The organism is Candidatus Acidiferrales bacterium, assembly GCA_035515795.1.
Lineage (GTDB): Bacteria > Bacteroidota > Ignavibacteria > Kryptoniales > JAKASW01 > JAKASW01.
In genome coordinates this window covers 68,305-80,458 of the sequence record DATJAY010000027.1, presented here as the reverse complement: position 1 = coordinate 80,458, position 12,154 = coordinate 68,305, and the positions used below count along the sequence as shown (strand labels likewise).

13 protein-coding genes are annotated in these 12,154 nt (G+C 47.6%); all 13 read right to left on the bottom strand.

What is annotated here, in order from left to right:
* Position 1: 1 nt before the first annotated feature.
* A complete protein-coding gene (gene folK, locus VLX91_11605) occupies positions 2-487 on the bottom strand; it encodes a 2-amino-4-hydroxy-6-hydroxymethyldihydropteridine diphosphokinase (protein HUI30856.1) in 486 nt (161 codons plus the stop codon).
* Between the two features lie 28 nt (positions 488-515).
* Positions 516-893 (bottom strand): dihydroneopterin aldolase, encoded by a 378-nt coding sequence (gene folB, locus VLX91_11600; protein HUI30855.1) that lies wholly within the window; start codon positions 891-893, stop codon positions 516-518.
* Between the two features lie 241 nt (positions 894-1,134).
* Positions 1,135-2,172, bottom strand: a complete 1,038-nt coding sequence (locus VLX91_11595) for a cytochrome bc complex cytochrome b subunit (protein ID HUI30854.1) — start codon at positions 2,170-2,172, stop codon at positions 1,135-1,137.
* A 35-nt stretch (positions 2,173-2,207) separates the two neighbouring features.
* Positions 2,208-2,648: a ubiquinol-cytochrome c reductase iron-sulfur subunit gene (locus VLX91_11590; GenBank protein HUI30853.1), complete on the bottom strand. Its 441-nt coding sequence runs from the start codon at positions 2,646-2,648 to the stop codon at positions 2,208-2,210.
* A 189-nt stretch (positions 2,649-2,837) separates the two neighbouring features.
* Positions 2,838-3,335 (bottom strand): energy transducer TonB, encoded by a 498-nt coding sequence (locus tag VLX91_11585; GenBank protein ID HUI30852.1) that lies wholly within the window; start codon positions 3,333-3,335, stop codon positions 2,838-2,840.
* A gap of 294 nt (positions 3,336-3,629) precedes the next feature.
* Complete coding sequence (locus VLX91_11580; GenBank protein HUI30851.1) at positions 3,630-3,938, bottom strand: hypothetical protein; 309 nt, start codon at positions 3,936-3,938, stop codon at positions 3,630-3,632.
* A 12-nt stretch (positions 3,939-3,950) separates the two neighbouring features.
* Positions 3,951-4,268: a DUF5655 domain-containing protein gene (locus tag VLX91_11575; protein ID HUI30850.1), complete on the bottom strand. Its 318-nt coding sequence runs from the start codon at positions 4,266-4,268 to the stop codon at positions 3,951-3,953.
* A 398-nt stretch (positions 4,269-4,666) separates the two neighbouring features.
* Positions 4,667-4,897, bottom strand: coding sequence for a hypothetical protein (locus VLX91_11570; protein ID HUI30849.1), 231 nt, complete (start codon positions 4,895-4,897; stop codon positions 4,667-4,669).
* Positions 4,898-5,134: 237 nt separating this feature from the next.
* On the bottom strand, positions 5,135-5,356 hold the full coding sequence (locus VLX91_11565; GenBank protein HUI30848.1) for a cation transporter: 222 nt from the start codon (positions 5,354-5,356) through the stop codon (positions 5,135-5,137).
* Between the two features lie 23 nt (positions 5,357-5,379).
* Positions 5,380-7,725 (bottom strand): heavy metal translocating P-type ATPase, encoded by a 2,346-nt coding sequence (locus VLX91_11560; GenBank protein ID HUI30847.1) that lies wholly within the window; start codon positions 7,723-7,725, stop codon positions 5,380-5,382.
* On the bottom strand, positions 7,715-8,356 hold the full coding sequence (locus tag VLX91_11555) for an ABC transporter ATP-binding protein (GenBank protein HUI30846.1): 642 nt from the start codon (positions 8,354-8,356) through the stop codon (positions 7,715-7,717). The genes VLX91_11560 and VLX91_11555 overlap by 11 nt, the downstream gene beginning before the upstream one ends.
* Entirely contained in the window at positions 8,357-10,027 is a 1,671-nt protein-coding gene (locus VLX91_11550) for an MXAN_6640 family putative metalloprotease (protein HUI30845.1), read from the bottom strand.
* Complete coding sequence (locus VLX91_11545; protein HUI30844.1) at positions 10,005-12,146, bottom strand: VCBS repeat-containing protein; 2,142 nt, start codon at positions 12,144-12,146, stop codon at positions 10,005-10,007. Before VLX91_11545 ends, VLX91_11550 begins: the two co-directional genes overlap by 23 nt.
* Between the last annotated feature and the right edge of the window lie 8 nt (positions 12,147-12,154).

Sequence of the window (12,154 nt, the reverse complement as noted above, 5' to 3'; positions counted from 1 at the left end):
TTCAGTCTGCCGGGCGCGTCGGCCCGCTAATCAGTGTCACTCTGGACTCGTCTCTGCATTCGCTCAACAACTGCGCCACCGTTTTGCTAAATACCGGGTGGACATAATGGGCTGCAATTTCATTCATCGGCTGAAGGACAAATCTTCGCAGGTGAGCTCTGGGATGCGGAATAGTCAGCTCTTCTGATTCGATAATCTCGTTGCCGTAAAATATTATGTCGATGTCGATCTCGCGTTCGCGCCATCTCTCTCTCGGCTTCCTGCCGATCATTGTTTCGATCTGTTTAAGCTTTCTCAACAAATTTAACGACGTCATCGGAGTAGAAATGTGGGCAGCCATGTTTAGAAATAATGGCTGATCGACAAATTCGACCGGCTCGGTTTCGTAGATTCCCGATGTGTTTATTACCTTCACATCCTGCAGTTGTGCCACCATATCTAAACTATTCATCAGAGATCCGTATCGATCCTCGAGATTTGAGCCCAACAACAGATAAGATTCAGCGTTTTCCAAGTCAAGTTCCCCGGACGCGGCTCTTTTCCGTTTCAAACTCGACGAAATCAACTACGCCGCCGACTTGAGGCGAGTGTTTCCTCACTTTGACGATCACGCGGTCCAATTCGGAAAAATTCGCCAAAATATTGTCCGCGATTTGTGTGCCAAGCGATTCCAGCAGATAAAACCTCTTGTCGATGACGAGCCTTTTGATTGACTGATAAACTTTTTCGTAATCGACCGCATCCTTCAAGTGGTCGCTCTTCGCGGCGGTCGAAAAATCCCCGAACATATCGATATCGACTTCGAATTTTCCCCCGGACGCCTGCTCATTGGTGAGGACACCATGGTACGCATAGAATGTAGCGTTTCTCAGACGAATGCACTGTTCTGCCATTGTTTTGATCTAATATAGAAGCAGAGGTAAAATTTTTCAAGGACGAGTTAGCTCAAAGGTAATCGGCGCGAACTAAGAGGGATCGGCTATCGACCCTTCTCGGATTCGTACGACTTCAAAAGGATAAAGAACATGAGTATAAGAAGCACGACGATCAGAGGAAGTGTAAAATTGAATCTGTCGGTGAAGGAAGGAATCTTTGCCGACAATGTGTCGGCAACTTGAATGAGGAAAGCCGTCATTAATGCTGGGCGGTTGTGATATAGGCGAAAATAGTCATGGTCAGCGTATAAACTATCACGCCGATCCCGAAAAGTGTGAAGAAAGGTTTTCCGTTCACAGGTTTCCTATCGAGAAAAGGAACCATGAGCCAGACGATTCCGCCGAGCGTAACGAGGCCTACCGCAGCGATCTCTGGAATTGTTCTGAGCGTCTGAAAAATAAAAAGAAAATACCATTCGGGCTTTATTCCGGCTGGAGCGGGCAAGATCGGATTTACTTTCGGATCTAAATTCGCCGGAAAAACCGACGCGAAGGCGAGCAGAATTGCGAACGTACCCGACCAGACGGCTGCATCGCGCATCAGAAAGTGCGGAAAGAATTTCGTCTCGCCATCGAGTTTCTTTATGGACAGCGGGACACTCGTGCCAAGAACCTGGCTGAGGAGTACATGAAACGTTACGAGCCCTGCTGCAGTCAGAGGCAGGATGACAGTATGAAGCGTAAACATTCTGGTCAGTGTTGCAGCGCTGACGTCTTCCCCGCCCTGCATGATCTGCGAGATGAAATTTCCTATCACCGGCATCACCATGGGCGTGTTCACGCCGACCTTCGTCGCAAAGTACGAGAGCGTCGTCCATGGGAGCAGATAACCAGTGAACGAAAACGTGAGAACCAATGCGAGAATGAGAACGCCTAAGATCCACATTACCTCGCGCGGCTTGCGGTAGGCTTTCATGAAGAATGTCGAGAACATGTGAACCAGAACTACAGCGATCAAAAAGTTCGCGCCCCAGAAGTGTATCGATCTGATCAGCCAGCCGTATTGCACATGTTCCATGATATAACGTACCGACTCATTTGCATTTGCCGGGTTGGGCGAATAATAAAATGCGAGAAGAATGCCGGTGATTATCTGAACCGTAAGGAGGAACAGAGCGAGTCCCCCGAAGTAATACCAGAACGAATGCTTGTGCTGTGGAACTGTTTTGTCGCTCACCCATCTCCGGATCGGAGACAAATCGAACCGTTCGTCGAAGAAGTCGGTAATTCGGCCCATTACTCTATCATTCCGCTGGCTTGCTCTTTCAATTCCTACACCTGCTGGTTTTGAGTGGTCACAAAAATATCGTCTCCTGAAACTGAGACGGCATACTGAGTCAGCGGCAGCGCTGCAGGTCCTTTGATGACTTTTCCGTCGATGTTGAACTGGCTCCCGTGGCAGTTGCAATAGAATATGTCTTTGTCCTGTTCGAATGCGACGGTGCATCCGAGGTGAGTGCATTTTGCAGACAGCGCTTCGTAACTGCCGTTTTGGAGGTGAACCAGAACAGCCGGCTTATCTAGAAACCTGAAAAACTTTGCTGAGTTCGGTTTCAGCTCGTCGATCGTTGCCGCCTGGACTCTCGTTTGCGCATCGAGCGGCACTGGAGGCGGAATAAGAAATCTGATAACGGGATAAATTACGTACGCGCTGAAGATGGCTGCACCCCCGGCGAGTATTCGATTCAAGAAACTTCTTCTACTTAGTGACATACAGTTCTTCTAACACAAAATTGTCCCGTTCTTGTTCCGGTGGTGTGTTCTTTAGCACAATACATAACGATCATTTGTCGCGACTGTACTCGGAAGGGCTCGACTTTCATCAATCGGCACTTTGATGGTTTCATTTGAACTTGAGCAACCAACGTCAACGGCGGTGAAACGGCCGAATGAGTTTCATACTTAGTATTGCCGTATTTCTATATGAATTTTGGAACGAACGTCCCTGCACAGAACAGTGTCTTTACCAGTATAGCTCCTTATTTGAACCGTGTCCGGGAGCAATGTGAAGTCAACGCGAAATGAAACTATGCTGACTTCACGCTCACCCATTTTCATTGCGGGTTGCCAGCGAGTGGCTCTTACCGCGTCGCGGACCAGATCGACAAGGTAGTGTTCAGTTGTTTTCACATAAATCGGGCCATCGATCGTACCTGAAGTGTCAACGCGAAATCCCACGCCGACAGAGCCATGAGCTCCTGCGCGCAGAAAAATTTCAGTATACTTGATCCGAGCCACAAGAGAGTCCCAGCCATCGATCGGCCGTGCGCTGAAACAAGTCGAGCGGGGTTTCTCTTGCGCTTGCACGGAAGTCAAGCAAACTGCCAAAAGGATAACTGCCCTATATAAATCCTGAACTTTGTTCACGTGCGTTTTATTGTCGGCGCCCACCTTGAACACTGCCTGACCATCTGACCCGCAAAGGTCGAATCAAGGACGGTAAAATCAGTTCCCTGAGTATGAACCCGAGGGGAATGGGAAGCACATCCCGCAGTGATAAGCAAGAATAAAACCAAGGATCTCATAAGCATACCTGACTTTGAGTTGTGTTTAAGAAGTGTCGCCACGCATGACAGATAACGTCCCGCAGAAACAAGTAGTCCGCCATTTTATTTTCTGGCGGATTAAGCGAACACGATCCGCTGAAAATGTTGAGTGTCTTTTTTCTACATGTTAGGCGAAGTGGCGGCTCCATCACTGCTTCTTTCTGTTGACGATTAAACCTATGACGATTCCACCTACCGCTCCAAAACCAAGTATCGGCACGAATGAACCTGTTATGATTGCATCAGGAATACTAATCAATAAGCTGATGAGAAGTCCATTGAGCCATCCTGCAAAGGGAAGCGTTGTATTAGGAATTAGAAAACCTATTGCAAAGCGGCTCGTAAAAGCTCCAACCATTGCAACATTGCGATTCGGTAAATCCATAAACAGCATTGGAATGATGTCAATAATTCCAAAAGCCAACCCTGCTATGGAACCAACTCTTAGTCGTGACATTTGAACCATCCTTTACTTTTTCGGTTGAGCGAGATCGAATGCCTCTTTTAGCAATCGAGCGAATGAGCTATTCAACTCCCGCTTGTCAGTGATTTTGTAGAAGTGATGAAATCTGTTCGCTGAGACTTTTTCGACCTTGCTCGCTGATGGAGCAGCTTTGGAACGGTCGAGGACGACATTCACGCCCAGGTAGCTCTTCTTGGGATGGATTGCAATAAAAGCTCGTTCTCGAAGAACGTGAATGGAGCCCTTTTTTGGTTCTAGTTTGTACTTCCCTATGGAATCCAATAGCTGTATCAAAGTTACTTGCAAATCATCGATGGTATTCATGAGTCTCCTTTCATTGATTGAGATTCAATGTAATGGATGTTAAAATGATTTTTGCAGCCGCCATTTTCGCCTAACTATTGGAAAACCAAACATAGTGTCGTTTTTTTTAAATCTGAAACCTATGGAACTCCATTCATTCCCCCAGTGTACCACACGACGCTTTTCATTCCGCTAAAAATATAAATTGTCCCCACCGCATAGTCAACCTTAGCAGCTCAGAGGTAGTGGCTCAGTTTCGATCCCGGGGTCATTCCGGCGGAAGCCGGAATCCATTTCTTTGGTTCTGGATGCCAGCTTTCGCTGGCATGACAATCGTTATTTTGCTTGGAACTATCAAACTGAGCCAGTACCAGCTCAGGCGAAATATGTCCTCTCCCAATGAAAAAGGACTTTCCCTTTTAAGGCAGAGAGCCTTGCGGAGCCGGCGGACAAGCCTGCAGCTCCGTCGGAAGCCTTTTCGCAACCAACAATTGATTCAGCGTTTCCAGCGGAGAGTTCGGCATAACCAGCGGAGGATTCGGCGCAGCGAGCGGAAGACTTTGCGCGATCAGCGGGCCATTTTTCACAACCAGCGGGCAATTCCATGCAGCCAGCGGGCCATTTTTCACAACAAGCGGAAGACTCTGCACAATCAGCGGGCCATTCTGCGAAACAAGCGGAGAATTTTCTGCGACCCGCAGGTCAGTTAGCGCATCGAGCGGAGGTGATATTACTCTGTGAGGGAATCGTCCGGCGATTCAGCCTGTTGAAACTTCTTGAATTACTACGAGCCACTTTTGCGGCGACAAGATTCGACGGAAGGACGGGATCCCCAAACCACTACAGCAAATCAGCTCCCCTGGTTCGTTTTTGCGAAAAATATTTTATCATCCGGCTAATCTATAGCCCGCCTTCGCGATTTTCTCTCTTACTTTATTTAGATCGAGTTCATTCTTATACTCCACCTCAACACTCTTGGCAGCATGGTCTGCCTTCGCGCTTTTGACGCCCGCAACTTCGAGCAGAGCTTTTTCGACGGTCATCTCGCAGTGATGACATGTCATTCCTTCTACGTTCAAAACTTTCTTCTTCTTTACAAAACCAAACATCAACGTCTCCTTGTATTTGGCGATTATGTGATTTTTATTCTCTTCAGCCGCAGCGAGTTGCTTACAACGCTGACGGAACTCAGCGCCATGGCGACCGAAGCGAACATCGGATTCAGCTGCCAGCCCGTGAGCGGATAGAAAACCCCTGCGGCAAGCGGTATCAATAAGATATTGTAGAAAAACGCCCAGAACAAATTTTGTTTAATTACTTTAATAGTCTTTCTCGACAAAAGAATGGATCGTGGTACGAGGCTGAGTTCATTCCTCACGAGTGTGACATCCGAGGATTCGACGGCGATGTCAGTCCCGTTCGCCATCGCGATGCCAATATCTGCCTGCGTCAACGCCGGCGCATCGTTGATCCCATCCCCGACGAACGCGACGACTTCCCCGCTGCTTTGCAGCTCTTTTATTTTATTCAGTTTTCCTTCCGGCGAGACGTTGGCAAAGTAACCGTCTACATCGACAAGCTCGGCGATTCTCTTCGCCGCTCCTTCTCCGTCTCCGGTAAGCAAATATGTTTTCAATCCGAGCCGCTTCACTCTGTTAACTGTCGATGCCGCATCATCTCTTACATAATCGCTTACCAGGACTGCGCCGAGAATTTCCGGCTTGTCGGAAGGTGCGCATCGACTTGAGACATAGAGAACTGATGCCGTCAACTCCTGCATTCGCTGCAAGACCTTTTCCTGGAATTTCGAATTTGGCATTTCGCCCGGGAATACAAAATAAAGTTTCCCGACGCGGAGAACTCTTTGGCCGGCATCTTCCCGCGTAATTTTCTCAACCCCTTTTCCTGTAAATGATTTGAAGGACGTATTTTCGGTGGAGTTATTTTCCAGCAGAGCGTGATTCAAGCCGCGTCGTCGGGCTTCTTCGACGACTGCTTTCCCGAGCGGATGAGTCGAGTGAGCTTCCGCAACAGCCGACAGTCTAAGCAAATCGTCTTCAGATATTTTGTTCCCAGCTTCGGGGTCCCCGACAAACGGAATTATCTCAACGACTTTCATTTCTCCTACGGTAAGTGTGCCGGTCTTGTCAAATATGACGCTGGTAATCTTGCGCGCCTGTTCCAGCGTGTCGCTGTCCCTGATGAGTGTCCCCATTTCTGCGCCTCGGCCCGTGCCGACCATGATAGCAGTCGGCGTCGCTAAACCGAGTGCACAGGGACATGCGACGATCAATACCGCAACAAAAGCCATCAGCGCATGAACGGGCGGCGGACCGAAAATAGCCCAGGCAGCGGCAGAGATGACCGCCACGACAATGACGACAGGAACGAATACAGATGCAACTCTATCGACAAGCCTCTGCACGTGCGGCTTGGATGTCTGGGCTTCTTCAACAAGTTTCGCGACACGAGCAACAAAACTTTCCTTTCCCACCTTCTCTGCCTGAATCAATATCGTGCCGTCAAGACAGACTGTGCCACCGAGAAGCGTTGCTCCTACGGTTCGTTCCACCGGAACACTTTCTCCGGTCAACATGGATTCATCTACCGTGGCGAAACCATTCAAGATTTTGCCATCGACCGGAATTTTTTCTCCCGGCTTCACCCTCAGTACGTTGCCCACCTGGACTATGCTTAGTGGAACATCGATCTCTCCGCCGTCGGCAGCAAGGTGGGCAGTCACAGGTTGAAGAGCGATCAGCTTTCTGACTGCTTCTGAAGATTTCAATTTTGCCCTTGCTTCGAGAATTTTTCCCAACAGGATTAAGGTGATAATGACTGCACTCGTATCGAAGTAAACGTCGGCAGGTTTGCCCGCAGAGACAAACAGGTTTGGCCATATTGTCGCTACAGCGCTATAAATAAACGCCGATAAAGTTCCAATGGAGATGAGGGTGTTCATATCCGTGGTACGATGCTTCGCGGCGGTCCAAAAGCCTTTAAAAAACTTGCCGCCGACGTAAAACATGACGGGAATGGTGAGCAACATCAGGGTGACATTTCTTATTTCCAGAGGAACAACTTTCACAAATTGAAAGAGTTCAGGCATACTCCCAACCATCACAATCAAAGACAGGATCGCGCCGAAGATAAATCTTCGCCGGAGATTTCTGTATTCCCGTTCCCGTAATTCGGTCTCTGCCCTCACGGGGTCAACTTCATCGGCAGTGTCGATAATTTTATAACCGGCATCCGTGACGGCCTTCTTGAGAATGTCAACGGAGACCTTTGCCGGTTCTATTTCAACGGTCGCGGATTCGGTTGCAAGATTAACGACTGCGTCCGCGACGCCCGTGACTCCTTTCAATGCTTTTTCAACCCGCAGCACGCAGCTAGCACATGTCATTCCTTCAACAGGGAATGTCAGTTTTATCTTATTCCTGGTCTGCTCCATCATGTCTACTGAATCATCTGTCATTTTCGGCTCTCAAATCCTTTTTGAGCACGACCTTCACATCTCCGAGGGCGGCTTCCTTTTCATCGTTGGTTGCAACCACAACTATCTTGTCGTTCCTCAGTTTCTCTATGAGGGAAAATACCATTTCAGTCCCCGCTACATCGAGGTTTGCGGTGGGCTCATCGAGAACGACCACTTCGGGCTCATGCATGAGTGCTGCGGCGTATTTCAATCTCTGCTTCATTCCTGATGAAAAATTTCTGAGTCCGTCGTTCCTTCTATTCAACAATCCTACAAGGTCAAGAATTTCAGAAAGCCTGTCGTTTCCTCTCCTTTTCAATCCGCGAGCCTTGGCTTCTATCTCGAGGTTTTCAAGTGCTGTGAATTCGCCATAGAGTTCGAGATAAGGTGCTACAAATCCTACATGTTCATGTATTTCATCCCGGCCGATATTTTTTCCGTCGTTGATGAGATTTATCTCGCCAGCCGTTGGTGTCAGGAGTCCGCAAACAATTTTTGATATGGTCGACTTGCCGCTGCCGTTGGGTCCGGTTATCGAAAGGACTTCACCGGTCTTTACTTCGAAAGAAATATTCTCGAAGACGACCCTCCTGTTGAAAACTTTCTTGAGTTCTTTTGCTTTCAGCAGCATCTAATTTTTCACCACGGCAATTTTTCCAAGAACAGTTTTTGAACGATTAGTCAAAACGTAGATATAAATTCCAGTCGAGACGATCTTTCCGCGGCTGTCCTTCCCGTCCCACGTGACGCATCTGCCGCGAAGAAAAGAGAGCGGCGCACTATTTTCCGTTCTAACTAGAGTCCCTGATATGCTAAAAATAGAAAGGGTTACATCATTCGTATCAGAAAATGGATATGGTATTTTTAATGGTTGCAGAAATAGTAATGGATTAAATGGTTGCGGATATGCGCCGTTGTTTTTTTCCGCGAAAGCTTGATTCGAAATAAACGGAATGATTCCCCAGTCGTTATGATTTGCAGCCGCAAAAAATAGACAATAGCCGTTGGCCAATTGTTCTACGCAATTTTGACCGCCAAAAGAAATACCTGCCAAAAATGGAAAGCTTTCCTTGTCGTCATTTATTGCTGCAGAAAAATTGTTGTTGACCACTGTTAGTCCGAAGGTATCAGAGTTATAGTAAATTTGATAAAAGTGCTCCGTCAGTCTCATTGCGGAATCAGGGAAACTAACACCGCTACCTGAGAGAGTATCTGACATGCTGATCTTGACCAACGGATAGTCTTCTCCGAGAGGATATGGCGTGATGTTGAATTGGCTCGCGATCTGAGTTCTGTAATTCGTGAAATAATTCAGCTGGGCAAATAATTGAAACACCGAGGATGGATCGTCCCCTGCCGCAGTGAACGCGTCTTCGATAGCCGGGATCGGAGGCTCGTGTGCCATCTTTTCCCAAATTTTTTTCATCATGGAGGTGCCGTATTCATACTGAACGAAGATTCCAAAGATGCATCGTTCATAACCGGCGTAATTGTACTGTTGGTAATCGTCGAATGGTCTGTCGACATTGTCGAAGAAATAAATGAGGTACTGGTAATAATCTTTCACCTCCGGATATACGACCTGCTCCATCCACGTTGATGTGAGCTCATAGAACCACAAATCTTTCTGCTGCCACAAACCGTAATTGCCCACCTGTATTCCGTGATGAAATTCGTGAGCAATCGTGACTTCCATGGCAGGTATTCCCTTTGTGTAAGTAGATTGGAATTCATTTCTTATGACACTCCACGCCGCGTAAGTCGGGTTGATGCGGTTAATTAGGGGCTGAGATGGATTGTAGTCCGTGTAACCGTATTCGCCCGCAGGCAAAGACTGTACGTAGATATCGTATTCGTTCCCGCCGCCCGCGCCGCTGTCGGAGGGTGGAGGAGGAAATCCAAGCGAATCTACTTCAACGTGATATACATAATCACAAGTATTTTCTACTGAATCAATAAAAGCGTAAGTACTATTTGGTATTATGTTTCCGTCAGGATCATAAAGGAACGGCTGGTTTCCGTTAATGTCGGTAGTGTCGAAGTGAATTCTGAATTTTCCGGAGGGACTTACCACAAAGGTATCATTAGGAGGTCTGACCTGCAAAACGCCTTTGACGTTAAATTCGTCAGCAGGTGTGCCATAATAATTCGCAATGATATGGAACCCGCATTTGTTGTACGACCTGACATTGTATGCTTCAAAAAATCTATTAATCGCTCCCTGATGATCGGAGCCCAGCAACATTTCCCCAAACAGCATATTTGACAGAACAAACATTTCAAAAATTGTGGACAGAGACATAGGACTCAGGTCGATTCAAGAAATATATTCTTCTCATCACAGGCAAAACGGCGATATCTTCCGGTCTGTCTTCAGTGCGCCACGATCTGATCAACTTTGACTGCGAAGCCGCAGCTGAGAAAAGTGATACGGAGCTCTGTGCGCTGTCGAAGAAAGCCACATAAAAAACTGAATCAGCAATTGAAACGCGAACACTGCTAAACTCAGAGCTATCGAAAGGCATCGCACATGTTTGATGCAGCGTGAGTATCATTGGTTTCTCCAATGAGATTTTGAACATCGTGAGCGTGTCATCATACTCAACAAACAGGTATTGTTGTTCATTCAGTGCGGCAAGTTTCGCTTTAGAACCCTGGATTACATTTGAAACGGTTCTTCGCCACCTCAGACGGGTGCAGACAAACGACATGGTGTCGATTCCCTTTTCCGAAATTCTAAAGAATGCGGGATCCCTATCCAGAAGAGTAAGGGCAGATGAAACGTAATTTTTCGCCTCGTTAAGATAATAGTCTTTCTCAATGAAATCTTCCTGCGCGTACGATGTGAAATATGAAATGCCGACTCCGCTGTCTGACTTTACCGTATAAGCGGTGGCCATGATTGCGGAATCTCCATGTATTGTTCCATCGACCAAAAATGGAATTCGGGCTGTCATGACCTTCCTGCCATTTTCGTCTTTTGTCAGCACATCGTACATGCTGACCGTGTTGGTATCAGTGTAAAATGAGAGAAGATGAAACTGGTCGGAAATGACTAATTTCATGAATGCAAGATTTTCTTCCGATCGAAATTCAAAGGCAGTGTCCTCGCCTGTTATAATTGTTCCGTTATAGTGCACAAGCGTGATTCTTCCCGATGTGTCCGCGGCAACCATGCAATTGGAGGTGTCATTTCCAAAGACAGATAGCTGGCAAGAACCTTCACTTACGGGCAAAAGCACGTCGGGGTATTTGTTAAATATAACGGAGGTCTTGAATACTTTGACATATTTCTCGCTTAAGCTCGAGGCGACGAGATCGGCGCGGAGACGGTTTGGAAAGTAAAACGGGATGATGTCGTCGTAATTCTCACCGACGCCCACCGTCCCCGAGTATTTGAAATCCTTTGATGACACGTCGTACGAAAAAAGCGTTATCTGTTTTTCGCTGGAGCTCAACGCGGCGATATCCTTCGCTCCGTTCCCGGTGAAATCTGCCAGCGCGAATTTTGAGATCGAGCCCGCGGTTTTTAATGTTTGCCTGAGGAGGAATCGTCCGACGCCGTCGCCTCCGTATAGATCGATCTGATCGAGGCCGTTGTAACCGATCAGAATGTCAGGATAGCCGTCACCGGTCAAATCAGCAACAGCAAGAGTTGACGGCTCAGCCCTAAGCTGGAACGAGACCGGCTGTGCAAATGTGCCATCTCCTCTGCCGTAGAAAATAAGAAGCCTATGGTTCACCCAGTCGAGGGCTGCCATATCAGGGACGAGGTCGCCGTTGAAATCTGTGAAAGCGATTGAGCTGAACGGAATACCCTCGAGCGGAGTTTGCATGGCTTGGGCATCTTGGATGCTGTCGGTTCTCGCTTTCCCTGCGACGAAAACCCCCGGGCAGAATTTTCCAAAAGTGATTATGTCGAGTTTTCCTCTGGCTTCAAGATCGGTCGTCCTGACATCGGTCGCATAAGCATCAGCATGGGATAATTGTGATACAATGGGACGGCCGTCTTTTCCAAACGATACGAGCATCACGGAATGGCCGCTCTCCAGAACTGCGAGCTTGTCGAAATGTCTTTCATGGTTGCTTGTATCTATGAAAATTTCTTGACCCTTCGAAATCGCAATTGGAGTGTCCGGAAGTGTTACGACATTCGCAAGGATGAGATTTTCCATCGAGTCGGGTTCGAAGAAGTATATCGCTTTTTCCACCCTGCACAGCGCAGCCACGCTATTATGTCCAGAGAAATTCCCCGCAACCATCTCGCCCAATGGAGCTATTGTCGCTTGCATCTCTACTGCCCTGAAGACAGGAGTGTAAACTTGCGCCTCCGCAACTCGCACAATGTTTACGACAAATACCATTTGAATGATCAGGTGTCTGAATATTATGACCGGCCTGATCTCAGCAATGTCGTTCATCCTTTTCA